A 25,777-nucleotide genomic window follows, 5' to 3' on the forward strand; every position below is an offset into this window, starting at 1 on the left:
CACGTTCGTGACTGCAAGCGTCGTCGGCCAAGCGGTCGGGACCACATCGGCAACGCTGCCGTCTCATCAGGCGGGAGACGTCATCGTCGGCTTTGGGTTTCGCGACGGCTCCACCACGCCGCCGACGCTGCCGGCCGGATGGACGGCGATCGGGACTGGCACCAAGACGGGCACCAGTTGCTCGGTCAGGTTCGCCAAGAAAATCGCCGCATCGTCGAGCGAGACGACGGGCACGTGGACGAGCTCGTCGCGGCTTCAAATCGCGATCGCCCGTCCATCTTCCGGCACGACGGCTGATGTCGGCGCCAACGTCAACAACGCTGGAACGACCAACACGATCAATTGGCCGGCGCTGACGCTCAACGTCACCGACGGCAGCTCGATGTTGCTCGGCTTCATCGGCCATCGATCCGTCGATACGACGATCGAGACCGCGCCGAGCGGCATGACGAACATCTCCGACGGTGTCGACGCGACGGCAGAAACCGCCGCGCATAGCACCGGCGGCGTGACGTCCTGGTCATCGACCAACCAGACGATCACCGGAACGGCTTCCGGCTGGATAAATTGGCTTATCGAGGTCACTGAGACCAGTTCTGGAGGTGGCGGAGGTGGGAGCGTCACCTCGACGCTAACGGACAGCACTGCGCGCACGGGATCGACCGGGACGACATCGACAGTTACCGGCGTTCCGATCGGGACTGCCGCCGCCGACCGCGTCGTGGTGGTATGCGTCTTCAATCTGGCCGGCGTAGACTATATGTCGGCTACGATCGGCGGGGTGCCTGCTACAATCACCCAGGTTAACGTCGGCGCCGTTCTGGCATTGTTGAGCGCTGTCGTCCCGACGGGAACCTCTGCGAGCGTCGTAACCACTGGCGCAGCATCGCATCAATCGGTTGTTGAAGGCGTCTTCGCGCTTTCTGGTGCGACCGGGGCAACCCCATCCGACACGATCGGCGTTCCAGCCGACAATGGCGTCATCGATGTTGGGGCTGGCGGCTCGCTGATTGCGGTTGCGGGAGGTGGGTCGCCATCTTCGTGGGTGGGCGTCACCTCTGCGTATGCGGACACAACCAACACTATCTATGGAGGTAAGTTCGACAACCCCGGTGGCGGGCTGACCAATCGAGCGGTGTCGTATTCTAGCGCGGGTGTCTTGGTCGCGGCTGCCTTTACGGCGGCCGCCGGTGGCAGCAGCGCCTCGGGATCGCTCACCGAGAGCGCATCTCTCGGCGACGCCGCGTCTGTCCTGGTGTCGCAGGTTGCGGCCTCGGCGGAAAGTGGGGCATCGGATGCCGCTCAGACCGCAATAGTGGTGATTACCGTTGCGGCGGCCGAAACCGCGGCCTCTGGCGAGGCGATCGGCAGCAGCGTGCCGCTGAGCGCGGCGGTGGCGGATTCGGGCGCGGCTGGCGAGAGCCTGACGGCTGCCAGTGCTGTGGCGCTGGCGGGCGCTGAGACGGCCGGCAGCGGGGGTGCAGCGTCTGCCTTGGCGGCTGCATCTCCGGCGATCAGCGAGGCTGGGGCGGCCTCTGAGGCCTCCAGCGTCGCGGCTGCGGTCACCGGTGCTGTTGCCGACACGGGGACGGCTGGAGAGGCCAGCGCGGGCGGTGCGGCGCTCGCCGCGGCGGCAGCGGACACCGCAGGTGCGGCCGACAGCGCGACGACCGGATCCTCCACCTCCGCGAGTGCCGCCGAGACGGCGGCGGCCGCAGCGGCTGCGGCCGGGACGGCTTCGGCTGTTGTGGGGACCCTGGAGAGCAATGCCGCAGTCAGCGTTGCTGTGGCTGCGGCGACGCTCAGCGTGGCGCAGGCAGATGCCGGCGCGGGCGGCGATGCAGCGACCGGCTCGGCTGGGTTTCAGGCCGTGGCAGGCGAGACGATCGCGGCTGGAGATCTTGCGGCCGTGGCCTCGGCGATCGCGGCCGCTGTGATGGCTGCGACCGGCGCGGCCGGCGATGGTGCGGCGGCTTCCGCCAGCCTGGCCGTCGCTGCGGCGGCCGTCGCCGCGGCGGGCGAGGCTTCGGCCGCGGGGCCTGTCGCTGCGGTGGCTGCGGCTGATGTGGCCAGCTTCACGGACAGTCTGGCGCAGGCGATCTCCGCTGCGGCGCAGGCGAGCGCGGCTGCGGCCGCCGGCGATCAAGCCGTGCTGTGGGTGGCGATCGCGGCGGCGACGGGCGAGTCCGCAGCGCCGGATGATGACGCGGCGCCGGTGGTGCTGATCGACACCGGGCTGGCCGAGAGCGTGCCGGCGATCGACCTGATCGTCGGGTTTGGCAATGGCACCATTCAGCGGATCGCGGTGCGCTTCATCACCGGGCAGGCGGCGGGGCCGGTGGTGCTGCGGGGGCAGGCGGCCGGCGCTGCGGCGGTGATCGGGCAGGCGCGCGGCGCCATTCAATTGCGAGGGCAGGACACATGACGTTGCAGCATCCGCGCGTGCCGGACATGCCGCAGGGCGACGGCTGGCAGATCAACGGCACCGCGAAGAACGCCGACGGCACGCCGATGGATTTGACCGGAGCGGTGATCGAATGGGCGCTGGTGAACAACAAGAAGGTTACGGTCGCTCGCGCGTCGCTCACGGACTATATCGCCGTGGTGGACGCTGCCGCCGGCAAGCTGGTGATCACGCTGCCGTCGGCCTTCACCGCGGCGATCGCTGCCGACCAATATCAGGACTATCTGCGCGTCACGCTGCCCGGCGCTCCGCCGCAAACGCTGTGGCGCGGCCCGTTCGAGGTGACGTTCTCGCCGTTCAAGGGCAGCAACTAAAACGGCCGATATGTCAACTGATAGTGGCGATCAGTAAATTCGGATCGGCTGAGTGTAAACTTGTCGCCCCGCCCCGTCGCTGTTGCACCCAAGCACAGCCTAATGCCCAAACCCTCGGTGGAATGTTGATCCTACAGCCGGGGCCGTAGCTCTCGTCTTCCTCCGACCAGTGCTCTGTAATCCGGACATTGCCATCGACAATCTCGAATTCGAACGCGATCGTTTTGCCGTCCCGTTCGTGCTCGGTAAGATCGATGCGTAGTGTCTCTGACATCGGGGTTTTTCCTTGCGAACGTAGCTTGGATGGCGCCATCGGATGAGTTGTCAAGATATGCTTGACAACTCCCCCGCGCAATCTGCGCCAACGATTTACGCCCAGCCCCGTCGCTCTTGCCGAGCGGCGGGGCTTTGGCGTTTCAGCGCTGCGGCAGCGGGTCGGCGGCGGGCTTGGCGGCGGGGGCGAGATCGCCGAGGGCGGCGAGGAAGGGCAGATTGCGGGCGATGGTGGCTTTCGCCACCCGCACGGCGATCACGGCGTAGGTATCGTCTTCGGCGATGATCCGGGCGTCGGTCTCGAGCAGCCCCTGGAAATGGTAAATCACGGCAATTGCACTCCACATACTCACTAACGGTGGAATTGTGGGGCGCGTTCGCGCGGTGTTTCAACAACACGACTGCCCAAAATGGGCGGTTTTCCCTGTCCGTTCGGACAGGATCACCGCGCCTGGGTGCGATCGAGCGCATCGGCGGCCTTGCGCAGCCGCGCGGCGATGCGGCGAAGCTCCATCAGCGTGAGCTGTTTCATCCGCTCGTCCGAGACCAGATAGTCGCGGCCGCGCCGGGTGATCGCGCCGGCCTCGGCAAGCTCGCCAAGGCGCCTGGCGGCGGTCATCCGCGGCATGCCGAGCACGTGCGCCACCTTGCTGGCGTTCATCGGCCGGCCCTCGGCGTGGCCGATGGTGACGCAGCACGCTACCAGCACCGCATCCGCATCCCGCCCGACGCTGCCGGAGCGGGCCGGGAACAGGCTGGTGTGGAGATCCTGGAGAAGCGAGACGACAAAGCGGGCGATGAGCAGGCGCTCGTCCCGAAACGCGAGGTGAAGTTCCAAAGCGACCCAGTCTTGTTGTTCTTGTGGTAGACTGGTCTCGCTTAGCGGTCCGCCGGTTCGGCCGCGCCTCGGTCAATTCCGCATGCTTCGCAGCATCGTGCATGCGCCTTGAAGCGATGCCGGCAAATCAACGCGCCTTCGTCAACTTCATCTCAGTGTCTCGCGGAAGGTGAGGCGCGGCGCCGATTGTGCAACCACGCCGGCGCGGCCTGAGCTTGCGAAACAACCGGATGAAGTGCAGAGTCCACGCTGTAATGCGCTGGATGGTGCCGACCGATGACGATTAACGAACTCGTGGCTGCCGCGAGAAAATCCAGAGGCGAATGGCTGGAAGATGTTTTGGCCGGGCTATTGGCCGCCGGGTGCCTGCGCTCTGAGATCTCCGTGGAAGATCATCCGGGCGGTCGCACTATTGTGCTCGTCAGCGGAATCCTGAAGTACGAACACGAGATCAAAGTCAGTTCGTTCTGAGGGGTCGCGGCACCTTCAGCCGCCGCATCGTTACCCGGATGTTCTCGCCGTGGTGAAGGTTCAAGCCGGGAGCCATCCGAGAGCGAACTCATTGGGGATTGCGCCGTGGTTCATGCCGCTGGTGTCGGTGGCGCTGATATCGTGCGGTATGAATTCGTCGGTCACCCAAGTCGGGACGACGCGAGCCAGTGTAGACTGGATGTTGCTGCCGTTCTCCTCATAGATGTAAACCAGAGTGCCGTCCCGAGGGGCTGTCGACATCGGGTTGATCTTGATCGATGCAGGGTCGGCCGTCGCGTTTTCCAGGGCTGAAATTGCCTCGTCCAGGGCCCGGCGGTTCACGACGGCGTTGCCATCGTCCATCGCTTTATAGGCCTTCAGCGCGGCGAGGGTGCTTCGATTAACGATCGTCATTTGGTTTCCTCGCGTTACCGATCACCGCCACGGGTTTGGTGTTGGCGGACAGCCAGTGCGGCCGCAGATGAAGGGGACCGCGAGGCCCTCACGGATCAGGATGGTCCCGACATCCTCGCCGCCGGCGCGGAGCGCGCCGCAGCGGCGGCCGTAGTTGCAGGCGGGAGTTCCTTCGGTGCCCGGCCGGCAGGAGCACCGCACCTCAGTGTAATCCAGATGGCCGGCACGGACGAGCGCGCGCAGCCGCTCCGCGGCCTTCAGGCCCAGCTCGTGCTCGGCCGCGTTTGCCGCCCGGAACGTCTCCGGCGCATTGAAGCCGACCAGCCGGTGCGACGGCGACCGCCCGTCGATTCGGATCGTGTCGCCATCGATCACCTCGATCCGCTCGGAGGCGATCGGCTCGGCTGCGGTTGATCCGGCCAAGGCGAAAACAGCCGCGGCCGAAGCGATGATCGCGGCGAACGCCGAGAACGGGCCGGGCCCGGAAAGTGGGTCACACAGCTTCGAAAAGCTCTGTAAAACATAGGCGCTAAGATGCGGCCCACTGACAGATAAGCTGTTGATTTTCATCGATTTTGGCGCTCCCTAGCGGAATCGAACCGCTCTCTCCACCGTGAAAGGGTGGCGTCCTGACCGATAGACGAAGGGAGCGAAGCCGCCGGACTGGCGCGATCCTTCAAGGATCGCAAGCAGGCGGAAACGCACGGTCTAACCCGAAACGGCTGTTTCAGCAGGCGCCGGAACGGGCCCGCGGCGAAGCAGCGGGCGAACGTATAGTGGCGTTTTTCCGGAGGGGCAAGCGCTCTCCGCAGCGATCTGCCGATACCCCGACTTTTCGCTAAATCTTGCAACGATTTTTCAACAGCCCGGGACCTAGAGCAGAGACGGTCCTGAGCGATCGGGGCCCGCGAACGCTCACTTTCTGCTTCGCTCTGGCCGCGGCGCTGTGCCCTCCGGCGAGCGATCCAAGCAGGCCGAGGACGACATCATGGCCAAGGACAAGACCAAGCGCGAGGCGCGCAAATCGGTACGCCAGAGTGGCTGGATCACGCTCGACGGCGGCTTTGCCGCGCGGCCATGCGAGGTGCTTGATCTGTCGAGTTCGGGGGCCAAGCTGGTGCTCGGCGAAGCGGAGTCGCTCGGCTCGCGGCTGCGGCTCGGTTTCTCGCGCGACGCGCGTCAGGGCCGGCAGTGCGAAGTGGTCTGGCGACGCGGCACGACGCTCGGCGTCAAGTTCGTCAGTTGAGGCCACGTCGACGCGCTGAAGTGCCGACACAAAACGGGCTCCACTGTTCGCGGAGCCCGTTGTAACCGGCAAAAAAGCGTGGTGAGCGACGTCAGCTCAGTGGCCGAAGAACAGCCACAACAGAATGATAATCGGGATCGGAACGCCGATCAGCCAAAGCAACAGTCCTCGCGCCATTGATGTCCTCCGTTGGTTGTTCGACCAACGCGAGGTTGTGCGCGTCGTTCCGCTTCACGAAGCGGATGCGGGCGATCTCTGCTGGACGGGACCCCAGGGGCCTTACCAATGGCCGGTGTTCGGCATCGAGGCCCACGGCTCTTGCGGCGGCAGCGCGTCGCCCTTTTGCAGCAGCTCGACCGACTGCAGATCCGGCGAGCGCACGAACGCCATCTGACCGTCGCGCGGCGGGCGGTTGATGGTGATGCCAAGCTCCATCAGCTTTGCGCAGGTCGCGTAGATGTCGTCGACCTCGAACGCGAGATGACCGAAGAAGCGGTCCTCGCCATAGGTCTCTTCGTCCCAATTGTGGGTCAGTTCTATCGTCGGAGCCGGGCGGCCCTTCGACTGCTTCACCAGTTCCTCGTCTTCCGGCGCGCACAGGAACAGCAGCGTGAACTTGCCCTTATCGTTGTCGATGCGGCGGACCTCCTTGAGGCCGAGCGCGCCAACGAAGAACTTCAGGGCGGTGTCGAGATTGCGGACGCGGAGCATGGTGTGCAGGTAACGCATGTGCGGGTGGTCTCCTTGAGAAAGGTGCCGGGGATTCTGCGACGGAATGGCCGCGATGAAAAGCGCAGGCGGCGCGCTCGCGGCGCCGGCCATGATGTCCGGACCGGACGTCAAAACGATGAAGGTCCGGAGCCGAGGCTCCGGACCTTATGCGCGCTCGGGGAGGTGTGGCGAACGAGAGGCGAGGGCACTGAACATCGTGACTTCGCATCCGATCGCGGGCGGACGACCGACGAAAAAGAGCCCCGCCTTGGAGGTCGCGCGGGGCTCTTTCAGAGGAGGTCATCCGTTGAGACGGGTTCAACTATCCGACCGGGGCAGCCCTCTTGCAATTCAAAAAAATGTGGCTTCGAATCTGAGCACGGGAACCGGCAACTTCTCCGCGGCGGATGCGTCGATGTCGGCGCAGCCTCGTCCTCCCGGTTCGCTCGCGGCGCGCGGACGCTTGCGCGACGACAGGGTAAGTTTGAAATGATCCAACCATGATCGCACCCAGCCTTTCCAGCGGGGTCGAACAGCTCGGCGACATGATCGCGAACGCTTCGTCGATCGTGCCATTCACCGGCGCCGGCATTTCGACCGAGTCCGGCATTCCTGATTTCCGATCGCCTGGCGGCCTATGGAGCCGCAATCAGCCGATTCCGTTCGACGAGTTCGTGGCGCGCCAGGATGCGCGCGACGAAGCGTGGCGGCGGCGCTTCGCGATGGAGCAGACCTTTGCGAAGGCGCGGCCGACCCGCGGTCATCGCGCGCTCGCATCGCTGTACAGAGCCGGCAAGGTGCCGGCGATCATCACGCAGAACATCGACAATCTGCATCAAATGTCCGGCTTCGCCGAACACGACGTCGTCGAGCTCCATGGCAACACCACCTACGCGCGCTGCATCGGCTGCGGCAAACGTCATGAGCTGGAGTGGGTGCGCGAATGGTTCTTCCGCACCGGGCACGCGCCACATTGCACCGCGTGCGACGAGCCGGTGAAGACCGCGACGGTATCGTTCGGTCAGTCGATGCCGCCGGAAGCGATGCGCCGCGCGACCGATCTGGCGCAGCATTGCGATCTGTTCATTGCGATCGGTTCGTCGCTTGTGGTGTGGCCTGCAGCGGGCTTTCCGATGCTGGCCAAAGAGTGCGGCGCCAAGCTCGTGATCATCAACAGAGAGCCGACCGAACAAGATGAAATGGCCGATCTGGTGATCCGTCATGACATCGGAGAAACGCTTGGACCGTTCGTCGGTAACTGAAACCTCGTAAGATTCGCAGGCTTTCAAGGCTGTTTATAGTTGTCGCGTAACGATTTTTTTGTCTTTGCCGTTTGGACCACGGTGTTATCTTCGAATCAACAGATTCGCGGCGGCGCAATCCTGAGTAGTTTGAGGGAATGCTCGGCGAATCATCCTCGTCGCGGATGCGACGAATTTGTTGATGACGTGCGGGGTCCGGGGTCATGGGGTCGGACGGATTTGAGTCCAAAAGGCCGGGCGTTTTGCCCGCAGCCAGCGCTGCGAAGCCGAGAGCAGCGGAGTTTCCGGCAGGCGATTTCTCGCCGCGGGACTTCGGGGTCGGCGCGCATGGCGACCTTTCAGTTCCCCGCGATCTGAATCCGCGCGATGCCTTTACGGGTCTCGGCGAAGCCGCGAACCTCGTCGAGATCAGCGGCGTCATCAAGTGGTTCGACGCTTCGAAGGGCTACGGCTTCGTGGTTCCGGACAATGGCTGGCCCGACGTGCTGCTGCACGTCACCGTGCTGCGCCGCGACGGCTACCAGACCGCCTATGAGGGCGCCCGCATCGTCGTCGAATGCGTGCAGCGCGCCAAGGGTTACCAGGCATTCCGCATCGTCTCGATGGACGAGTCGACCGCGATCCATCCGGCCCAGATGCTGCCGGCGCGCACCCATGTCAGCGTGACGCCGACCAGCGGGCTCGAGCGCGCGCAGGTCAAATGGTTCAACCGGCTGCGCGGGTTCGGCTTCCTGACCTGCGGCGAGGGCACGCCGGATATCTTCGTGCACATGGAAACGCTGCGCCGCTATGGCATGACCGAGCTGCGGCCGGGCCAGTATGTGCTGGTGCGGTTCGGGCCGGGCTCCAAGGGGATGATGGCGGCCGAGATCCAGCCGGAGAACGGCGCACCCGGGCTGTCCTCGCACTGACCGGGCGACCCGAGCGCAAACGGCGCACAGCACGTGCGCTGTTCTTGATCGCGCCATCCTTGATCGCCAATTTGTGAATCGGCTGACGGCCGCCGCGCATGTTGTTTGCGCGGCGGAAATGCGTTCGGCATGATCCCGGCGGCGATGCGCGGCCGTGGCGCCCGCGAAACACAGGTTCGATTCCATGCAGGCTTCTGAAATGTTCAAGTTCCGCCGGCTGCGGTGGCTGGGTGCGCTCGCGATGGCGGCGATGCTGTGCGGCCTTCTGGTGCAGGGCGCGGTCGCGGCGCAGATGCAGTCGCTCGAGATCGTCGGCAAGACCGGCGTGCACGTCTTCACCGTCGAGATCGCCACCACCGATCAGGAGCGGGAAATCGGCCTGATGTACCGCAAGAGCCTGCCGGACGGGCAGGGCATGCTGTTCGACTTCCGCCCCGAGCAGCAGGTCTCGATGTGGATGAAGAACACCTACATCCCGCTCGACATGATCTTCATCCGCGGCGACGGCACCATCCTGCGGATCGCCGAGAACACTGAGCCGCTGTCGACCCGGATCATCGCTTCCGGCGGCCCAGTCGCGGGCGTGCTCGAGGTCTCAGGCGGCACCGCCAAGAAGCTCGGCATCGCCGCCGGCGACCGGGTGGCGCATCCGTTGTTCAAGTCGCGCTGAGGCCGGCTTGCTGGGCTGACGTGAACCGTGTATCGACGGCCGTCGGCCCAGAGATCCGGGTCATGGATCGGGTCATGGATCGGGGTATAGCGCAGCCTGGTAGCGCGGCAGTTTTGGGTACTGCAGGTCGTTGGTTCGAATCCAGCTGCCCCGACCACCCGTCTTCCTTCATTTCACGATGGCTTCGCTGCGGCCTCCCAGGGCACGCGGCCGGTGCCGATTGCACCGTATCTGAGGCTGCTGCGGAGCTTGGCCGATGAAGATCGCACTGGCGATCGTGTCGCTGTTCCCGAGCGGCGGGCTGCAGCGGGACTGCATGGGCATCGCCCGGCGGCTGATGGCGCGCGGCCACGACGTCACCATCCTGGCGTCACGGCGGCAGGGCGAGCTGCCGACCGACCTGAACATCGAGCTGCTGCCGGTCAGCGCCTGGAGCAATCACGGCCGCGACCAGCGCTTTGCCGAAGCGGCGGCGCAGCGCAAACCGGACTTCGACCGGCTCGCCGGCTTCGGCAAGCTGATCGATCTCGACGTGCTGTATTGCGCCGACGGCTGTGACAAGGCGCGCCCGGCGCGGTGGTCCGATCGCTTCACCGCGCGCCGCCGGATCAAGCTTGGGCTGGAGGCTGCGAGTTTCGCACCCGGACGGCCGACGCAGTGTCTGCTGCTGAGCCAGAACCAGCTCGACAGTTTCCAACTCGCCTGGGGCACCGAGCCGGAACGGCTGGCGCTGATGCCGCCGACGATCGATCCCGGCCGGCGACATCCGGAATTTCGCACCGACGGCACCCGCGAGCGCATCCGCAGCGAGCTCGGCATCGTCGGTGACACCGTCGTCTGGCTCGCGGTGGCGGCGCATCCGCTCACCAAGGGGCTCGACCGCGCGGTGTCCGCGCTTGCGGCATTTCCGGAGGCGCGGCTGGTGGTGGCCGGGGTTGCCGAGGACAGCAAGCAGGGGCGGCTGATGCGCCGGCTCGCCGGCGATGCGAAGGTGTCGGACCGGATCAGCTTGCTCGGGATGCGCCGCGACATTCCTGAATTGATGGCGGGAGCGGATATTTTGATCCATCCGGCGCGGGTCGACACCACCGGCACCGCGATCCTGGAGGCGGTGGTCAACGGCCTACCGGTGATCACCACCGCGGTGTGCGGCTATGCTCGCCACGTCGCAGCCGCCGATGCCGGCGTGGTGCTGCCGGAGCCGTTCGGTCCCGGCAATCTGATCGAGGCGCTGCGTCAGGCGTCGGCGCCGGGACGCCGTGCGTCATGGAGCGAGAACGGCGCCCGCTACGGCGCCAGCCACGATCTCTATTCCGGGCTCGACCGCGCCGCCGCGATCATCGCCGGCGAGACGGCAGGCACGCCGCTGTCCTGAAGCTGCGACCGCGCCGGCTGCGGCTCGGCACCTGAGGCTGCGACCGGAGCAACGGGCGCAGCCTGAGTGGCGGGCTTGGCGGCAGGGCGGGCGGGTTTGTCCTGCTGCTTCGACCAGGAGATGTAGTAGGCCACCAGCGTCATCAGAGCGATGCCGATCACGCTGACCAGGATCTGCGCGAGCAGCGAGCCGGAGCTCATGGTCAGCTCGAAATGCGCCACGAACGACAGGAACACGCCGACGCAGAACACGGCGAGCGACTGCTGACCGCATTTGATCAAGGGGTCGAAGCCGCGCCATTCCAGCCCCTTCCAATCCTTCGGCACGAACCGGATCACCAGCACCACGATCACCGCGAAATGCAGGAAACGGTACGGGGCGAGGTTGGTTTTGTCGTTGGGATTGAAGGCGTCGTACAGCCAGCGCGGGAACAGGTCGCCGAATTCCTGGAAGCGGCCGGCCATCGTCATCACCAGCGCGAACACCAGATACGCCAGGCAGAACCACAGCATCCCGCGCGAGTCGATGATCGAGCGCGACCGCACCGTGCCGCCGAGCGCGCACCACGCGCCGAACACGAACAACAGCTGCCAGCAGAACGGATTGAAGTACCAGGTGCCTTCCGGAAACGCCTGCAGATTCCATTCGAAGTAGCGCGCGGCGAAATACAGCACGAACGAGCCGATCATCACCGCGTCCGGCCGCCGCAGCATCAGCCACAGCACCGGCGGGAACAGCCCCATCAGCACGATGTAGAGCGGCAGCACGTCGAGATTGACCGGCTTGAACTTCAGCAGCAGGCCTTGTCGCAGCGTCTCGATCGGATTGGCGACGAGGCCGGCGACGTTGAACTCGTTGATGATCTCGGGATCGGAAAAGCGCTGCGCGACGTAGCCGATCGCCACGATGTAGATCACGAACAGCACGATGTGCGCGACGTAGAGCTGCCACACCCGCTTGGTCAGCCGGGTGCCGCCGACGATGAAGCCGCGCTCCAGCATCATCTTGGCGTACACGAACGAGGCGGTGTAGCCGGAGATGAAGACGAACAGATCGGCGGCGTCGCTGAATCCCCAGTTCCGGGTTGTGATCCAGTTCACCACGTTGTTCGGGATGTGATCCAGGTAGATCGCCCAGTTGGCGACGCCGCGGAACAGGTCGAGCCGCAGATCGCGCCCTTTGCTGGGCAGAATGGCCTGAATTTCCATGGAGCCGATCGTCCGTGTTGTTGCGAAGGTCGTCCGCCGGGCCCCACGATTGTCACGGTGCCGGGGACGGAATATAGGAAATCAGGAAACGAAACCGCAGGCGACGGAATCACAAGTGGCCGGGACCAACCTCAAAACTCTACGTGATCCCGACCCGATCCGTTACGCGGCGGAACAATACACCAAGATCGCCGCTTCCACCAAACCGGCGCAGCGCCGCACCCCGACAGGCTCGACCCTTCCATGACCGCACGGATCTACAAGCCCGCCAAGAACGCGATGCAATCCGGGACCGCCAAGACCCGGGAATGGCAGCTCGATTACGAGCCCGAGAAGCCGCGCATGATCGAGCCGCTGATGGGCTGGACCTCGTCGTCCGACATGCAGCAGCAGGTGAGCCTGCGCTTCCACACCCGCGACGAGGCGGTGGCCTATTGCGAGCGGGAAGGCATCCCGTATCAGGTGATCGAGCCGAAGGAGCCGGCGCGCCGCCGCGCGGCCTACGCCGACAATTTTGCCTTCCGCCGTCCCGAGCCCTGGACCCACTGATCCGGCATCCGCCGTGGCTCCGTGAGGTGCCGCGGCGACCTCGACGACTGCTCGGCGCAAGCCTGAGGCTGCGCCGAACGGCTATGCGCGTCCTGCGCTGCGCCGGGTCAGGTTAGGGTTGCGCCTGGCGGCCTGGCGATGACACGATGTCTTCAACGCTTCGGTCCCGAAGCGAGTCAGAACCTGCCGGAAACGCCATGTCGCTGCACTCCAAGATCGATCCCGGTTCGGCCGATTTCGCGCGCAATGCCGATGCGATGCGGGCGCTGGTCGCCGAATTGAACGACAAGCTGGCGGCGGTCGCTGCTGGCGGCGGCGAGGCGGCCCGCGCCAAACATACCGCGCGCGGCAAGCTGCTGCCGCGCGAGCGCGTCGACCTGCTGCTCGATCCCGGCACCGCGTTTCTCGAACTGTCGCCGCTCGCCGCCAACGGCCTCTACGGTGGTGACGTGCATTCGGCCTCGATCGTCACCGGCATCGGCCGCGTGATGGGCCGCGAATGCATGATCGTCGCCAACGATGCGACGGTGAAGGGCGGCACCTATTACCCGATGACGGTGAAGAAGCATCTGCGCGCGCAGGACATCGCGCGGCAGAACAATCTGCCGTGCATCTACATGGTGGATTCCGGCGGTGCCTTCCTGCCGCAGCAGGACGAGGTGTTTCCCGACGAGCGGCACTTCGGCCGGATCTTCTTCAACCAGGCCAATATGTCGGCGGCCGGCATTCCGCAGATCGCGGTGGTGATGGGCTCGTGCACCGCCGGCGGCGCCTATGTGCCAGCGATGTCGGACGAGAGCATCATCGTCCGCAACCAGGGCACCATTTTCCTCGGCGGCCCGCCGCTGGTGAAGGCCGCGACCGGCGAAGTGGTGTCGGCCGAAGAACTCGGCGGCGCCGACGTGCATTCGCGGCAGTCCGGCGTCACCGATCACTACGCGCAGAACGACGCCCATGCGATCGGCATCGCGCGCAAGATCGTCAGCACCTTGAAGCCGCCGCAGCGACCGCCGCTGAACATGCGCACCCCGCGCGAGCCGCTGTATCCGGCCGAGCAGCTCTACGGCATCGTGCCGGCGGAGAGCCGCAAGCCGTTCGACGTGCGCGACATCATCGCCCGGATCGTCGACGGCTCGGAGTTCGACGAGTTCAAGAAGCTGTACGGCCAGACGCTGGTGTGCGGCTTCGCGCATATCTGGGGCTTTCCCGTCGGCATCATCGCCAACAACGGCATCCTGTTCAGCGAAAGCTCGCTGAAAGGCGCGCATTTCATCGAGCTGTGCTGCCAGCGCGGCATTCCGCTGGTGTTCCTGCAGAACATCACCGGCTTCATGGTCGGCAAGAAGTACGAAGCCGGCGGCATCGCCCGCGACGGCGCCAAACTGGTGACCGCGGTCGCGACCGCCAATGTGCCGAAATTCACCGTGGTGATTGGCGGCTCTTACGGCGCCGGCAATTACGGCATGTGCGGCCGCGCGTATTCGCCGCGCTTTTTGTGGATGTGGCCGAACGCGCGGATCTCGGTGATGGGCGGCGAGCAGGCCGCAATGGTGCTGAGCCAGCTCCGCCGCGACAACATCGAAGCCAAAGGCGGCGCCTGGAGCACGGAGGAGGAGGAGGAATTCCGCTCGCCGATCCGCGCGCAATACGAGACGCAAGGCAGCCCGTACTACGCGACCGCGCGGCTGTGGGACGACGGCGTCATCGATCCCGCCGATACCCGCCTGGTGCTCGGGCTCGGGCTTTCAGCCTCCAGCAATGCGCCGATCGAGCCGACCAAGTTCGGCCTGTTCCGGATGTGATGATCAGGATCTGATGATGACCAGCACCGCCCTGTATCGTCGCTTCCGCACGCTCCTGATCGCCAACCGCGGCGAGATCGCCTGCCGCGTCATCCGCACCGCGCGCGCGATGGGCCTCCGCACTGTCGCGGTGTACTCCGAAGCCGACGCCGGCGCCCAGCACGTCGCCGAGGCCGACGAGGCCGTGCTGCTCGGCCCGGCGCGAGCGCGCGACAGCTATCTGAACATCGAACGTATCATCCAGGCCGCCAAGCAGACCGGCGCCGAGGCGGTGCATCCCGGCTATGGATTCCTGTCCGAGAGCGCCGAGTTCGCGCAGGCCTGCGCGGATGCTGGCCTCGTGTTCGTCGGGCCGTCGCCGGAGATGATCACCGCGATGGGCTCGAAGTCGGGCTCCAAGGCGCTGATGGAAAAGGCCGGCGTGCCGCTGGTGCCGGGCTATCACGGCGCGGCGCAGGACGAAGCGACGCTCGCCGCGGCCGCGGACAAGATCGGCTTCCCGGTGCTGGTGAAAGCTTCGGCCGGCGGCGGCGGCCGCGGCATGCGAGTGGTGCGCAAGGCCGACGAACTTGCCGCCGCAATCGTCAGCGCCAAACGCGAGGCCAAGGCGGCGTTCGGCGACGATACGCTGCTGATCGAGCGCTATGTCGACAATCCACGCCATATCGAGGTGCAGATCGTCGGCGACAGCCACGGCAATCTGGTGTCGCTGTTCGAGCGCGAATGCACGCTGCAGCGCCGCCACCAGAAGGTGATTGAGGAGGCGCCATCGCCGACGCTCGACGCCGCACAGCGCGAGACGGTGTGTGCCGCGGCGCGGCGCGCGGCGAGCGCGGTGAACTATGTCGGCGCCGGCACCATCGAGTTCGTGTCCGACGGCAAGGACGTGTTCTTCATCGAGATGAACACCCGCCTGCAGGTCGAGCATCCGGTCACCGAGCTGATCAGCGGCGTTGACCTCGTCGAATGGCAGCTTCGCGTCGCGTTCGGCGAAGCGCTGCCGCTGACACAGGACCAATTGAAGCTGAACGGCCACGCCATCGAAGCGCGGGTTTATGCCGAGAATCCGGCGAAGAACTTCATGCCATCGGTCGGCAAGATCACGACGTGGCGGACGCCGGCCGAGGTCGACGGCCTGCGCATCGACGCCGGCTATCGCGGCGGCGACAGCGTGTCGCCGTACTATGATGCGATGCTCGCCAAGGTGATCGCCTGGGCGCCGACCCGTCAGGCGGCGATCGACCGGCTCGACCGCGGCCTCAACGAGACCGACGTCCGCGGCGTCGTTACTAACATTCCGTTTCTATCGGCGCTGATCACGCGTCCCGAGGTGCGCGCCAACGCGATCGATACCGGCTTCATCGAACGCCATCTCGCAGCGCTCACCGCGGCACCGAACGCGCTCGGCGATCTCGAACTCGCTTCCGCGGTTGCGGCGATCCTGCGCGGTGAGGATGAAGCCGCCAAGGCGGACGGAGTGTCGCCGTGGCGCACGTCCGGCTGGATGCCGGTCGGTCGGCGCAAGCGCACCTTCCTATTCCGCCGCGGACAGGGTCATGATCACACTGACCATAAGATCGAACTCACCTATGGCGGCGGCACGTCGGCGCTGAGCATCGCGGGCCGCGAGCTTGCCTTCGCCTGGAGCGCTGCCGGCGACGGCATCGACGTGGCCCTCGGCGAAACGCGCTCGCGCGTGCAGGCCGTGGTCGATGGCGCCGAGCTGTACGTGCGGACACGCCATGGCCGGTTCGAGCTGCACCTGGTCGATCCGTTCGGCGGCGAGAGCGAGGAGCAGACCGGCGAAGACAAGATCGTCGCCCCGTTGCCCGGCACCGTGGTGGCGCTGCTCGCGGAAGCCGGCGCCAAGCTCGACAAGGGCGCTCCGATCCTCACGCTCGAAGTGATGAAGATGGAGCAGACCCTGCGCGCGCCGTTCGCCGGCACGCTGACGGCGGTGAAATGCAAGGTTGGCGACATCGTCCAGGAAGGCGCCGAGCTCGCGGAAGTCGAGCCGGACGCAGAGGAATAACCACCGCTGTCATGGCCGGGCTCGTCCCGGCCATCCACGCCTTTGGGCGTTGATCCGGTGAAAGGCGTGGATGCCCGGCACAAGGCCGGGCATGACGAAGTAATACGTGGAGCGCGCATGACCGACACCATCCGCATCGTCGAAGTCGGCCCGCGCGACGGGTTGCAGAACGAGAAGACGCCGGTCAGCGTCGCCGATCGCATCGCCTTCGTCGAGGCGCTGGTTGCGGCGGGGCTGTCGACCGTCGAGGTCGGCGCGTTCGTGTCGCCGAAGGCGATCCCGCAGATGGTCGGCTCCGACGAGGTGCTGCGCGCCTCGCTCAAGCTGCCGGGCGAATTCCATGTGCTGGTGCCGAACGAGAAGGGCTACGACGCCGCCCGCGCCGCCGGTGCGCAGGTCGTCGCGGTGTTCGCCTCGGCCTCCGAAGGATTTTCGCGCGCCAACATCAACTGCTCGGTGGCGGAGTCGATCGAGCGGTTCAGGCCGGTGCTGACGCGCGCGCAGGCCGACGGCGTCAAGGTCCGCGGCTACATCTCGTGCGTGCTCGGTTGTCCGTTCGACGGCAACGTGCCGGTGCAGGCGGTGGTCGATGCCGCGACCACGCTGTGGGATCTCGGCTGTTACGAGATCTCGCTCGGCGACACCATCGGCGTCGGCACGCCGAAGAAAGTTCGCGAGCTGCTGCGCGCCTGTGCCGAGGCGATCCCGATGCAGTCGCTCGCCATGCACTTCCATGACACCTACGGCCAGGCGCTCGCCAATCTCTATGCCGGACTGGAAGAGGGCGCCCGCGTGATCGACAGCGCCGCCGGCGGCCTCGGCGGCTGCCCCTATGCGCCGGGCGCCACCGGCAACGTCGCGACCGAGGATGTGCTCTACATGCTGGAGGGCATGGGCGTGCCGATAGGCGTCGACATGGACAGGCTGATTGCCGCGACCAACAGCGTCGCCGCACTGCTCGGCCGCCCGCCGGTCAGCCGCGTCGTCAATGCGCTGAATGCGAAGAACAAGCGGGTGCGTTCAGCGTCCTAGGTCGCGCGGCCCCAGGCCAATCTAGAACAATTCTTAGGCAAGGCGGGTCGCCGTGATCCGGTCGAAGACAGTTGCGTTAATTCATTCTTAACAATGCGCGCCTGAAGATACCCGTATCATTTGATACTCGATTTTGGCGAGTCGACCCCGTTTCATCTACCGGGTCAGCGGCGCGGCCAGGGAGGCCCATCATGACGACGATCGCTCCCACGCTTCCGGACCGGTCGGCGATCAAGTCCGTGATCGGCGTGCAGAACGCCACCAGCGACAGCGTGATCTCCGGGCTCAGCAGCGGGAGCTTTGCGGCTCCGAGCGCAGCGGCGTCTTCGCGGTCCGGCCCCGCGACGATCGTGGATCTGTCAGACAACGCCAAGGCAATGCTGGCGAGGAACGCGTCCGATCAGGTCGCGGCCAAGAAACTCGCGGCCCAGGTCGATGCCTTCAGGTCCAGCAACAAGGGCTCGGCTCAGTCGGACAAAGCGTCGTCCAATAACAAATCGATCTTCGATCAGATCCACGATCTCGGCAACGGGCTGAAAGGTTCGAAGGACCAAACCAGTGCGGGGGACAGTGTGCTGTCGGGAACGCCGCTCTGGCAGCAACAGGGCAACGCGGACAACATCGCCATCCTGGAAGCCGGCGCCAAGCTCTACAACAATGCGCAAGCGATGCAGGATCTGGCCAAGAACGGCGGCCAGTTCGCGAGTTCGACCGAAGGCCAGGTGGTGTCCGACGACGTCATGTTCGTCTTTGCAACGCACTCGGCCATCGCCAGTCACATCACCGCGCTTCAGGACAAAGGCATGACCGAGCAGGCGCAGTCGCTCAGCGACGCGCTGCAGAACGGCACGCTCAAATTCCAGAAGGCGTCCGACGTGCCTGACCTCAACATGCAGTCGTGGGCGGTTCATTTTGCCGACGCCGGTGGCGGCGGGACGATGGGGTCGACAAGCGTGAAGCCGACCGGTGATACCAAGGCGGCGATCGATGGCGGCAAAGCGCTGGCTTTGAGCATGGGTAATCGCGGCGACTTCTACGTCACGTGGTAGCAACCGATAGGGTGGGTTAGCGCCGTCGGCGCGTAACCCACCATCTTGTTTCTGATACGGCGAGGGCGGTGGATTGCGGCGCGAGTGCGCCTGATCCACCCTCCGATCTATCTGAGGCTCTCCGGCCCCATCACCAGATCCGGCAGCCAGGTCGAGATCCCGGGCACCAGGCACAGCAGCAGCACCGCGAACATCATCAGCAGCACGAATGGCAGCGTGCCCCAGATCACCTCGGACAGCGGGATGTCGGGGGCGACGTTGCGGATGACGAAGATGTTGAGGCCGACCGGTGGATGGATCAGGCCCATCTCCATCACGATGGTCATCACCACGCCGAACCAGATGATGTCGAAGCCGGCGGCGCGCAGCGGCGGCAGGATGATCGGCGCGGTCATCAGGATGATCGACACCGGCGGCAGGAAGAAGCCGAGCACCACCACCAGCGCCAGGATCGCCACCAGCAGCCCCCAGCGCGGCAGCTGCATCGCCACGATGGCTTCGGCGGCCGACTGCGAGATGTGCAGATAGCTCATCACGTAGGAGTACAGCAGCGACATGCCGATGATCATCATCAGCATGGTCGACTCGCGCACCGTGGAGGTCATGATCGGCGACAGGTCGGAAGGCTTCCACACCCCATAGATCAGCGCGATCAGCAGCAGTGCCAGCAAGCCGCCGAGACCTGCGGTTTCCGACGGCGTCGCGTAGCCGCCGTACAGCGCGATCATCACGCCGGTGAGCAGGATGACGAACGGCAGCACCCGCGGCAGCGCGCCGAAGCGCTGCGCCATGGTGTAGGTCTCGCGGGTGAGGATCGGCGAGGTCTGGCCGGTCTGGTCGTAAAGCTCTTTGGCGAGCGCGTATTCGCGGCGGAAGCGAACCACCGCATACAGGCCGAACAGCACCACAAGCAGCAGGCCCGGGCCGATGCCGGCGAGGAACAGCCGGCCGAGAGACTTTTCCGCCGCGACTGCGAACAGGATCATTGTGATCGACGGCGGCAGCAGGATGCCGAGCGTGCCGCCGGCCGCAATGATCCCGGCTGCGAAGCCACCGGAATAACCGCGCTTGCGCATCTCGGGGATGCCGGCCGAGCCGATCGCCGAACAGGTCGCCGGCGACGAGCCGGCCATCGCGGCGAACAGCGCGCAAGCGAACACGTTGGCGACGCCGAGCCCGCCGGGCACGCGATGCAGCCAGGCGTGCAGGGCGGAGTACAGGTCCTGGCCGGCGCGGGATTTGCCGATCGCCGCGCCCTTCAGGATGAACAGCGGGATCGACAGCAGCGTGATCGACGCCATTTCCTCGTAGACGTTCTGCGTCACCGTATCGAGCGAGGCGTGCGGCATGTAGATCGCCATGAACACCAGGGCGACGGCGCCGAGTGCAAATGCGATCGGCATGCCGGAGAACATCGCCGCCAGCGTGGCGAGGCCGTAGCTGATACCAATACCGAGGACTGTCACGCGCGCTTGATCCTGCCGAATGAGTTCACGATCTGCACCGCGATCTGTAGGCACAGCAGCGTCATGCCGGCGGCCATCAGCGCGTAGGGGATGGCGAGCGGCGGCGACCAGATCGAATTCGAAACCTGGCCGTCGACATAAGCCTCGTGCGTCAGCGTCCAGGATTTCCAGGCGAAGAAGCCGCAGAAGGCGAGGCTGGCGATGTCGACCAGCAACAGCCGGATGCGGTTCACCGCCGGCGGCAGCAGGCCGGTGAACGCCTCGATACCGATATGGCAACGCTGGCTCTGCACGAAGGCGGCGGTGAGGAAGGTGGCGCCGACCAGCAGGAACACCGCGGCCTCATCCTGCCAGTAGGTCGCGCTGTGGAACAGGCTGCGCACTGCCACGCTGTAGCTGAGGATGCCGCAGGCGACCACCAGCGCGATCGCCGCCAGCACCAGAATCGCGCGGTTCACCAGCGCCAGCGCGTGGCCGAGCGGGCCGCCGGTCTCGCGCTGCGCGGCGCTGGTCGGATCCGGCTGGCCCGGAACTGGTCCGTGCATCATGCCGCGTCGGTCGCGAGCTTGAGCAGGCTGGCGCAGGTCGCGGTCTTCTTGCCGTAGTCTTTCCACGCGGTGTCGCGCGCGATCGCGGCCCACTTCTCGACCGTGGCGGCGTCGAGCTTGTCGACCTTGGCGCCGGCCTTCTCGTACACCTTGGCGACTTCGATGTCGTCGGCCTGCGCGCCTTGCTTGCCGAACGCTTCGAGCTCGGCGCCGACCGATAGGATGATGTCCTGATGGTTCTTCGGCAGCTTGTCGAAGATCGCCTTCGACATCATCAGCGGCTCGAGCATGAACCAGTAGGAAGCGTCGGCGCCGGAGGTCAGATGCTTGGCGACTTCTTCGAGCCGGAACGAGATCAGGCTGGTTGACGAGGTGATGCCGGCATCGCAGGCGCCGGTCTGCATCGCGGCGTAGATTTCGTTGGACGGCACCGACAGCACCGCGGCGCCGGCCTGCTGCAACACCATGTCCATCTCGCGCGAGCCGCCGCGAACCTTGAGGCCCTTGGCATCGTCGGGCGACAGCAGTGCCTTGGAGCGGCTGGCGACGCCGCCGGCTTGCCACACCCAGGTGACCAGCACGATGCCCTTGTCGGCGAGGAAGTCGGTCAGCGCCTTGCCGACCGGCTTGGTCTTCCACGACAGGCCTTGCTCATAGGTCGAGACCAGTCCCGGCATCAGGCCGATATTGGTCTCCGGGACTTCGCCGCCGGCATAGGGCATCGGATACAGCGACAGGTCGAGCGCGCCTTTGCGCATCGCCGAGAACTGCGCGTTGGTCTTGATCAGCGATGAACCCGGATATACCTCGCCGACCAGTTCGCCGCCGGAGCGCTTGCTGATTTCCTCGGCGAACTTGCGGCAGAGCCGGTCGCGGAAGTCGCCTTTGTCGATGGTGCCGCCGGGAAACTGATGCGAGATCTTTAGCGTCGTTGCCGCCTGCGCCGAGCCGATCCCGTATTTCAGGACCGCGGGCGCTGCCAGTGCGGAGACGAGGAGGTGGCGGCGTGACAGCATCGTTTCTCTCCCGATCATTTTCTGTTGTCTGAATCGCTAAAGCATTGCTCGCTGAGCGGTCAAGGCGAGAGGCAGAGATCCGGCCGATTGCGACAGGTTTTATTAGTTGCAGTGCGGCGTGGGTGTTGTTGCGGTGCCGAACCACCGTTGTCCCGGATAGCTGCGACCGAGAATTATTTCGGCGCGGCGTAACAAGCCGGGTTCCCGATCCGTCGAGCAAGAGGGCGGCAATCGCCGCACCGATCGATTTCGACAAGGATCACATCACATGACCCGCACCCGCATCGTTCTCGCCCTGATGGTCGCCGCGTTCTCCTCCAGCCTCGCGATGGCGCCGGCCGCCAACGCGATGGACAAGATGGAGAAGAAGGACGGCATGGCTCACGACTCCATGGCCAAGGACTCGATGAGCAAGGACGGCATGAAGAAAGATACGATGGCGAAGGACGGCATGAAGAAGGATGCCATGTCCAAAGATGGCATGTCCAAGGACCAGATGAAGAAGTAGTTCGCATCGTCCGTGACGAGGGCGACGAACGTTCGTCGTCCGATTAGTCCGTCACTAGCAGCCGCAGCGTGGCGCGAAAGCTGACGCTGCGGCTGCCGATCAGCGACGTGCCGAACACCTCGGACTCATCATCAACGAAGCTGCCGGAGAACCCGGTCGTCACGTCATGTCCGGAGAATAGCGGTCGCCCCGGCGTCTCGCTGTAAGGTGTGTGCTGCCGTGTCAGCAGCTCGCCTTTCCAGCGGCCGTCGGCGACGGTGTAGTGGCCGGTGGTGAAGAAATACGGATCGCCGCCGAGCAGCCGGCCATCGCGCAGCAGGATCACGCCGTTCGAACGGGCGCGGACGCCGTCGAGCATCCGGATGTGAATTGAGTACATCCCGTTCCGCATCGTGCCGCCCCGTACCTTTCCTAAGTGTACTGAGATCAGCCGCGCTCACAACCTTCGCTGATTTTGCGCGGCAGCGTACGGCTGCGGAACTTTGTTGTGTTCTGCTCAGTCACCATGCGTGCGTGACCGTAGAGTTCCCTGACAGAATCATGTTTGCCCTGGATTGGGTGGTGCGCTTTTCGAGCGAGGGGGACAGGATGAAGGAGGTTCCAGCGTGGCTGAGTGTGTGGTCAATCGTGGCCGTTGGATGCAGCGGCGCGCACGCTGCCGATTTGCCGTCTGCTCCGTTTCCGTCATCAGCAGTTGCAGTCACGAACTGGACCGGCTTCTACGTCGGCAGCCACGTCGGCGCCGCCGCGTCGGATAGCGCGTGGAACAGCATCTCGGGCGGCGGTGCCGCGCTGGCCGCAGAGGCCTTCTACGGCCATGGCGTGAGCGGCAATGCGATCGCCGGCATTCAAGGCGGCTACAACGCGCAGTTCGGCAATTACGTGCTCGGCATCGAAGGCGACGCCAGCTTCGGTTCCATCAACGGCCTGGCGCGATGCCTGCGCGGCACCTATGCCTGCACCAGCCGGATTGATGAGCTGTGGACGCTGGCCGCGCGCTTCGGCTACGCCGCAGGCGATTTACTGTTCTATGGCAAGGCCGGCGCCGCTTGGGCCGATGTCAATCGCCGGATGGTCAGCGGCAACTTCGTCAATGTGCTTGAAGCGTCCGAGACGCGCACAGGCTGGCTGCTCGGCGCCGGCGTCGAATATGCCTTCCTGCCCGGCCTGTCGGGCAAGATCGAGTACAACTACGCAGATTTCGGCAATCGCTCACTGACGATGGCCGATCAGTTCGGCGATGTATCGACCGTGTCGATCGGCCAGACCGCGCACTTGGTGAAGGTCGGCCTCAACTACCGGCTCGGCGCGGCCTCGGTCAGCGCCGCGCCGCTCCCGGGAGTTCCGCTGCCGCAGTGGAGCTGGACCGGGATCTATCTCGGCGTCCATGCCGGCGGAGGTTTCGGTAGCAACGACTGGGAGTCGGCGACCGGCGCGCTGCTCGCCGCGTCGACGTCGGGCGGGTTCCCCGGGCGCGGCGATAGTTCTGGTCTGTTCGGCGGCGGTCAGATCGGCGCGAACTATCAATTCGGCCGCTGGGTCGCCGGCGTTGAAGCGTCCGCCGCCGCAGCGGATATCGGCGGCTACGCCAAATGCGCCACCGATATCGGGACACGGAGAAATTTCACCTGCCACAACGAGCTGTCGTCGCTCGGCACGATCACCGGTCGGCTCGGCCAGACTTGGGGCAACCTGTTGATCTACGGCAAAGCCGGCGCGGCGTGGGCAACCGGCAGCAGCGATGTGCAGCGCGCAGGCAGCGCCAGCCGCTTCACCGAAAGCGGCACGCGCTGGGGCTGGGTCACCGGCACCGGCCTGGAATACGCGCTGAGCCCGAACCTGTCGGCCTTCGTGGAATACAATCACGTCGATTTCGGCACCAAAGACACCGCGTACGTCGATCAGTTCGGCAATGCCTCCGAGGTCGGCTTCAAGCAGAAGCTCGATCTGGTCAAGGCTGGTCTCAACTATCGGCTAGGCTCGGGCGCACCGACGCTCAATGCGGGCGGCGACGTGCCGCTGTTCGTCAAGGCCGCCGCTCTGCCGCTCGGCTGGCAGATCGAGGCCGGCACCCGGTATTGGGGCAGCTCGGGTCGGATGCAGAAGGATCTGAACGACAATTTCCAGCCGAGCCGATTAAATTCGCGGCTGATCTACGGCGATCAGACCGGACATTCGCTCGAAGCCTTCGTTCGCGTCGATCACGCCTCGGGTCTGTTCGCCAAGGCCAATCTCGGTCTCGGCCATCTTGTGAGCGGTCAGCTCAACGACGAAGACTTTCCGAGCGAAGTGAATTATTCGAACACGATCTCGGAGATGCGCGACGGCCGCATGGCCTTCGGCAGCGCCGACATCGGCTACAATTTCATCAACGATGGCGGCCGTAAGCTCGGCGGGTTCGTTGGTTATCGTTCGTTCTACCAGACCGGCAACGGCTTCGGCTGTCGGCAGATCGCGACCGACTTCGACACCTGTGGCGTCCCGTTTCCCACCAACTTCGTCGGTCTCAGCGAGACCGAGTCCTGGCGCGGTGTTGCGCTCGGCCTCAACGTTCGCGCGCCGCTGACCGAACGGCTGCGGCTGGAGGTCGATGCGGCCTATCTGCCTTACGTCAATCGCGCCGGCTTCGACAATCATTGGTTCCGCGCCGACATCAATCCGCAGTCGGAGGTCGGCCACGGCTGGGGGACGCAATTCGAAGCGATCCTGTCCTACGCCGTCACCGATCGCTTCAGCGTCGGCGTCGGCGGCCGCTATTGGTACTTCGCGACCGACAGCGCCAGCACGATCTTCCCGAGAGAGGCGACCACCTCGCCGATGCAGTTCTACGCCGAGCGCTACGGCGGCTTCGTGCAGACCTCGTACAAGTTCGGCGATGTCGAGACGGCAGAGACTTCGGCCGCCGGCATCACCAAGGCGCCGCCGCGGAACGTGTCCGTCAATTGGACCGGCCTCTATGTCGGCGCCAGCGTCGGCGCGGGCTGGGGCCGCACCACCTACGCGGACCCATTCCCGACCCCGACGACAGGTGATCGCGTCGACCTCGGCGGCGCGCTGCTCGGTGGCCAGATCGGCGCCAACTACCAGTTCGGTCATCTCGTCGCCGGTGTCGAAGCCTCGGCCAATTGGGCGAATATCCGCGGCACCAACACCTGCTTCGGCGCGTATCCCAATCCTGTGGTGGCCGGCTTCGACTGCGGCAGCAAGATCGACGCGATCGGCGCTTTGACGGCGCGGGGCGGTTATGCGATCGATCGCACGCTGCTCTACGTCAAGGGCGGCGCGGCGTGGGATCGCCAGCAGGATGAGTTCAACACCGTCGGTGTCGGCGGCACGACGCTGGCGAACACCAGCACCAATTGGGGCTGGACCATCGGCGGCGGTCTCGAATACGCGCTGGCGCCGTCGTGGTCGATGGCGCTCGAATACAAGTACTTCGACTTCGGGGCATCCCCGGTGTTCGCGACGTCGGTCACGCCGGCATTGGACGGCGTCAATCTGGCGCCGCAGAGCAACAGACTGCAGACGGTGTCGCTCGGGGTGAACTACAAGTTCGGGCCGTCATTGTTCGCGGGGGACTGAGCCGTACGATCGCGGCCCGGCTCGCCGCGGGGCCGC

26 protein-coding genes and 2 tRNA genes are annotated in these 25,777 nt (G+C 65.4%); 16 read left to right on the forward strand and 12 right to left on the reverse strand.

What is annotated here, in order from left to right:
• The first annotated feature begins 7 nt into the window (after positions 1-7).
• Positions 8-2,425 carry a hypothetical protein gene (locus tag RPPS3_RS13155; RefSeq protein WP_159060681.1) on the forward strand — a complete coding sequence of 806 codons (2,418 nt, stop codon included), beginning with the start codon at positions 8-10 and terminating at the stop codon, positions 2,423-2,425.
• The gene (locus RPPS3_RS13160) at positions 2,422-2,778 is read left to right on the forward strand and encodes a hypothetical protein (protein ID WP_107344510.1); all 357 of its coding nucleotides are present in this window, start codon (positions 2,422-2,424) and stop codon (positions 2,776-2,778) included. Before RPPS3_RS13155 ends, RPPS3_RS13160 begins: the two co-directional genes overlap by 4 nt.
• Positions 2,779-2,791: 13 nt before the next feature.
• Here the strand turns inward: RPPS3_RS13160 and RPPS3_RS24505 are convergent, their stop codons facing one another.
• The 3 genes from RPPS3_RS24505 to RPPS3_RS13170 form a co-directional block, all read right to left on the reverse strand.
• Positions 2,792-3,052 (reverse strand): hypothetical protein, encoded by a 261-nt coding sequence (locus RPPS3_RS24505; RefSeq protein ID WP_159060682.1) that lies wholly within the window; start codon positions 3,050-3,052, stop codon positions 2,792-2,794.
• A gap of 142 nt (positions 3,053-3,194) precedes the next feature.
• The gene (locus tag RPPS3_RS13165; protein WP_159060683.1) at positions 3,195-3,380 is read right to left on the reverse strand and encodes a hypothetical protein; all 186 of its coding nucleotides are present in this window, start codon (positions 3,378-3,380) and stop codon (positions 3,195-3,197) included.
• Between the two features lie 113 nt (positions 3,381-3,493).
• On the reverse strand, positions 3,494-3,889 hold the full coding sequence (locus RPPS3_RS13170; protein WP_107344512.1) for a hypothetical protein: 396 nt from the start codon (positions 3,887-3,889) through the stop codon (positions 3,494-3,496).
• A gap of 276 nt (positions 3,890-4,165) precedes the next feature.
• On the opposite strand from RPPS3_RS13170, the gene RPPS3_RS13175 reads away from it, so the two are divergent.
• Entirely contained in the window at positions 4,166-4,360 is a 195-nt protein-coding gene (locus RPPS3_RS13175; protein WP_107344513.1) for a hypothetical protein, read from the forward strand.
• Between the two features lie 60 nt (positions 4,361-4,420).
• Here the strand turns inward: RPPS3_RS13175 and RPPS3_RS13180 are convergent, their stop codons facing one another.
• From RPPS3_RS13180 to RPPS3_RS13190, 3 genes are all read right to left on the reverse strand, one after another.
• Positions 4,421-4,774, reverse strand: coding sequence for a hypothetical protein (locus RPPS3_RS13180; protein WP_107344514.1), 354 nt, complete (start codon positions 4,772-4,774; stop codon positions 4,421-4,423).
• Positions 4,775-4,795: 21 nt separating this feature from the next.
• Positions 4,796-5,344, reverse strand: a complete 549-nt coding sequence (locus RPPS3_RS13185; protein ID WP_234819947.1) for a thermonuclease family protein — start codon at positions 5,342-5,344, stop codon at positions 4,796-4,798.
• A gap of 6 nt (positions 5,345-5,350) precedes the next feature.
• Positions 5,351-5,425 (reverse strand) — tRNA-Glu (locus tag RPPS3_RS13190).
• A 337-nt stretch (positions 5,426-5,762) separates the two neighbouring features.
• Between RPPS3_RS13190 and RPPS3_RS13195 the strand changes: the two genes are divergently transcribed.
• Positions 5,763-6,020 carry a PilZ domain-containing protein gene (locus RPPS3_RS13195; protein WP_107346590.1) on the forward strand — a complete coding sequence of 86 codons (258 nt, stop codon included), beginning with the start codon at positions 5,763-5,765 and terminating at the stop codon, positions 6,018-6,020.
• A gap of 279 nt (positions 6,021-6,299) precedes the next feature.
• On the opposite strand, the gene RPPS3_RS13200 is transcribed toward RPPS3_RS13195, so the two are convergent.
• On the reverse strand, positions 6,300-6,749 hold the full coding sequence (locus tag RPPS3_RS13200) for a VOC family protein (RefSeq protein WP_107344515.1): 450 nt from the start codon (positions 6,747-6,749) through the stop codon (positions 6,300-6,302).
• A 482-nt stretch (positions 6,750-7,231) separates the two neighbouring features.
• Here RPPS3_RS13200 and RPPS3_RS13205 point away from each other — a divergent pair, with 482 nt between their 5' ends.
• From RPPS3_RS13205 to RPPS3_RS13225, 5 genes are all read left to right on the forward strand, one after another.
• A complete protein-coding gene (locus RPPS3_RS13205) occupies positions 7,232-7,993 on the forward strand; it encodes an SIR2 family NAD-dependent protein deacylase (RefSeq protein WP_107344516.1) in 762 nt (253 codons plus the stop codon).
• Between the two features lie 203 nt (positions 7,994-8,196).
• Positions 8,197-8,904 (forward strand): cold-shock protein, encoded by a 708-nt coding sequence (locus RPPS3_RS13210; RefSeq protein WP_107344517.1) that lies wholly within the window; start codon positions 8,197-8,199, stop codon positions 8,902-8,904.
• Positions 8,905-9,088: 184 nt separating this feature from the next.
• The gene (locus RPPS3_RS13215; RefSeq protein ID WP_199852137.1) at positions 9,089-9,574 is read left to right on the forward strand and encodes a DUF192 domain-containing protein; all 486 of its coding nucleotides are present in this window, start codon (positions 9,089-9,091) and stop codon (positions 9,572-9,574) included.
• A gap of 80 nt (positions 9,575-9,654) precedes the next feature.
• A tRNA-Pro gene (locus RPPS3_RS13220) sits at positions 9,655-9,731 on the forward strand.
• 99 nt (positions 9,732-9,830) lie between these two features.
• On the forward strand, positions 9,831-10,949 hold the full coding sequence (locus tag RPPS3_RS13225) for a glycosyltransferase family 4 protein (protein ID WP_107344519.1): 1,119 nt from the start codon (positions 9,831-9,833) through the stop codon (positions 10,947-10,949).
• Here RPPS3_RS13225 and RPPS3_RS13230 read toward each other — a convergent pair.
• Positions 10,883-12,157 (reverse strand): OpgC domain-containing protein, encoded by a 1,275-nt coding sequence (locus tag RPPS3_RS13230; protein WP_107344520.1) that lies wholly within the window; start codon positions 12,155-12,157, stop codon positions 10,883-10,885. The two genes, RPPS3_RS13225 and RPPS3_RS13230, sit on opposite strands and share 67 nt — an antisense overlap.
• 243 nt (positions 12,158-12,400) lie before the next feature.
• Between RPPS3_RS13230 and RPPS3_RS13235 the strand changes: the two genes are divergently transcribed.
• From RPPS3_RS13235 to RPPS3_RS13255, 5 genes are all read left to right on the forward strand, one after another.
• A complete protein-coding gene (locus RPPS3_RS13235) occupies positions 12,401-12,706 on the forward strand; it encodes an ETC complex I subunit (RefSeq protein WP_107344521.1) in 306 nt (101 codons plus the stop codon).
• 197 nt (positions 12,707-12,903) lie between these two features.
• Entirely contained in the window at positions 12,904-14,508 is a 1,605-nt protein-coding gene (locus RPPS3_RS13240; protein ID WP_107344522.1) for a carboxyl transferase domain-containing protein, read from the forward strand.
• Between the two features lie 16 nt (positions 14,509-14,524).
• On the forward strand, positions 14,525-16,540 hold the full coding sequence (locus tag RPPS3_RS13245; protein WP_199852138.1) for an acetyl/propionyl/methylcrotonyl-CoA carboxylase subunit alpha: 2,016 nt from the start codon (positions 14,525-14,527) through the stop codon (positions 16,538-16,540).
• Between the two features lie 117 nt (positions 16,541-16,657).
• Positions 16,658-17,572, forward strand: a complete 915-nt coding sequence (locus RPPS3_RS13250; protein WP_107344524.1) for a hydroxymethylglutaryl-CoA lyase — start codon at positions 16,658-16,660, stop codon at positions 17,570-17,572.
• 191 nt (positions 17,573-17,763) lie between these two features.
• Positions 17,764-18,621: a hypothetical protein gene (locus RPPS3_RS13255; protein WP_107344525.1), complete on the forward strand. Its 858-nt coding sequence runs from the start codon at positions 17,764-17,766 to the stop codon at positions 18,619-18,621.
• Between the two features lie 107 nt (positions 18,622-18,728).
• On the opposite strand, the gene RPPS3_RS13260 is transcribed toward RPPS3_RS13255, so the two are convergent.
• The 3 genes from RPPS3_RS13260 to dctP are packed head-to-tail and all read right to left on the reverse strand — an operon-like array spanning position 18,729 to position 21,651.
• Positions 18,729-20,087, reverse strand: a complete 1,359-nt coding sequence (locus RPPS3_RS13260) for a TRAP transporter large permease (protein ID WP_107344526.1) — start codon at positions 20,085-20,087, stop codon at positions 18,729-18,731.
• Positions 20,084-20,635, reverse strand: a complete 552-nt coding sequence (locus RPPS3_RS13265; protein WP_107344527.1) for a TRAP transporter small permease — start codon at positions 20,633-20,635, stop codon at positions 20,084-20,086. The genes RPPS3_RS13260 and RPPS3_RS13265 overlap by 4 nt, the downstream gene beginning before the upstream one ends.
• The gene (dctP, locus tag RPPS3_RS13270) at positions 20,632-21,651 is read right to left on the reverse strand and encodes a TRAP transporter substrate-binding protein DctP (RefSeq protein WP_107344528.1); all 1,020 of its coding nucleotides are present in this window, start codon (positions 21,649-21,651) and stop codon (positions 20,632-20,634) included. The genes RPPS3_RS13265 and dctP overlap by 4 nt, the downstream gene beginning before the upstream one ends.
• Before the next feature lie 268 nt (positions 21,652-21,919).
• Here dctP and RPPS3_RS13275 point away from each other — a divergent pair, with 268 nt between their 5' ends.
• Positions 21,920-22,159, forward strand: coding sequence for a pentapeptide MXKDX repeat protein (locus RPPS3_RS13275; RefSeq protein ID WP_107344529.1), 240 nt, complete (start codon positions 21,920-21,922; stop codon positions 22,157-22,159).
• A 43-nt stretch (positions 22,160-22,202) separates the two neighbouring features.
• Here RPPS3_RS13275 and RPPS3_RS13280 read toward each other — a convergent pair whose 3' ends face one another.
• Positions 22,203-22,550 (reverse strand): GrlR family regulatory protein, encoded by a 348-nt coding sequence (locus RPPS3_RS13280; RefSeq protein ID WP_107344530.1) that lies wholly within the window; start codon positions 22,548-22,550, stop codon positions 22,203-22,205.
• 272 nt (positions 22,551-22,822) lie between these two features.
• On the opposite strand from RPPS3_RS13280, the gene RPPS3_RS13285 reads away from it, so the two are divergent.
• Positions 22,823-25,741: an outer membrane protein gene (locus RPPS3_RS13285; protein WP_234819949.1), complete on the forward strand. Its 2,919-nt coding sequence runs from the start codon at positions 22,823-22,825 to the stop codon at positions 25,739-25,741.
• Positions 25,742-25,777: the final 36 nt, after the last annotated feature.

The organism is Rhodopseudomonas palustris, assembly GCF_003031265.1.
Taxonomy (GTDB): Bacteria; Pseudomonadota; Alphaproteobacteria; order Rhizobiales; family Xanthobacteraceae; genus Rhodopseudomonas; species Rhodopseudomonas palustris_H.

Bases quoted from the DNA above. Each gene is read 5' to 3' on its own strand.
- RPPS3_RS13160 (WP_107344510.1), top strand. From the start codon at position 2,422: ATGACGTTGCAGCATCCGCGCGTGCCGGACATGCCGCAGGGCGACGGC.
- RPPS3_RS24505 (WP_159060682.1), bottom strand. From the start codon at position 3,052: ATGTCAGAGACACTACGCATCGATCTTACCGAGCACGAACGGGACGGC.
- RPPS3_RS13175 (WP_107344513.1), top strand. From the start codon at position 4,166: ATGACGATTAACGAACTCGTGGCTGCCGCGAGAAAATCCAGAGGCGAA.
- RPPS3_RS13180 (WP_107344514.1), bottom strand. From the start codon at position 4,774: ATGACGATCGTTAATCGAAGCACCCTCGCCGCGCTGAAGGCCTATAAA.
- RPPS3_RS13185 (WP_234819947.1), bottom strand. From the start codon at position 5,344: ATGAAAATCAACAGCTTATCTGTCAGTGGGCCGCATCTTAGCGCCTAT.
- RPPS3_RS13195 (WP_107346590.1), top strand. From the start codon at position 5,763: ATGGCCAAGGACAAGACCAAGCGCGAGGCGCGCAAATCGGTACGCCAG.
- RPPS3_RS13200 (WP_107344515.1), bottom strand. From the start codon at position 6,749: ATGCGTTACCTGCACACCATGCTCCGCGTCCGCAATCTCGACACCGCC.
- RPPS3_RS13205 (WP_107344516.1), top strand. From the start codon at position 7,232: ATGATCGCACCCAGCCTTTCCAGCGGGGTCGAACAGCTCGGCGACATG.
- RPPS3_RS13210 (WP_107344517.1), top strand. From the start codon at position 8,197: ATGGGGTCGGACGGATTTGAGTCCAAAAGGCCGGGCGTTTTGCCCGCA.
- RPPS3_RS13215 (WP_199852137.1), top strand. From the start codon at position 9,089: ATGCAGGCTTCTGAAATGTTCAAGTTCCGCCGGCTGCGGTGGCTGGGT.
- RPPS3_RS13225 (WP_107344519.1), top strand. From the start codon at position 9,831: ATGAAGATCGCACTGGCGATCGTGTCGCTGTTCCCGAGCGGCGGGCTG.
- RPPS3_RS13230 (WP_107344520.1), bottom strand. From the start codon at position 12,157: ATGGAAATTCAGGCCATTCTGCCCAGCAAAGGGCGCGATCTGCGGCTC.
- RPPS3_RS13235 (WP_107344521.1), top strand. From the start codon at position 12,401: ATGACCGCACGGATCTACAAGCCCGCCAAGAACGCGATGCAATCCGGG.
- RPPS3_RS13240 (WP_107344522.1), top strand. From the start codon at position 12,904: ATGTCGCTGCACTCCAAGATCGATCCCGGTTCGGCCGATTTCGCGCGC.
- RPPS3_RS13245 (WP_199852138.1), top strand. From the start codon at position 14,525: ATGACCAGCACCGCCCTGTATCGTCGCTTCCGCACGCTCCTGATCGCC.
- RPPS3_RS13250 (WP_107344524.1), top strand. From the start codon at position 16,658: ATGACCGACACCATCCGCATCGTCGAAGTCGGCCCGCGCGACGGGTTG.
- RPPS3_RS13255 (WP_107344525.1), top strand. From the start codon at position 17,764: ATGACGACGATCGCTCCCACGCTTCCGGACCGGTCGGCGATCAAGTCC.
- RPPS3_RS13265 (WP_107344527.1), bottom strand. From the start codon at position 20,635: ATGATGCACGGACCAGTTCCGGGCCAGCCGGATCCGACCAGCGCCGCG.
- dctP (WP_107344528.1), bottom strand. From the start codon at position 21,651: ATGCTGTCACGCCGCCACCTCCTCGTCTCCGCACTGGCAGCGCCCGCG.
- RPPS3_RS13275 (WP_107344529.1), top strand. From the start codon at position 21,920: ATGACCCGCACCCGCATCGTTCTCGCCCTGATGGTCGCCGCGTTCTCC.
- RPPS3_RS13280 (WP_107344530.1), bottom strand. From the start codon at position 22,550: ATGCGGAACGGGATGTACTCAATTCACATCCGGATGCTCGACGGCGTC.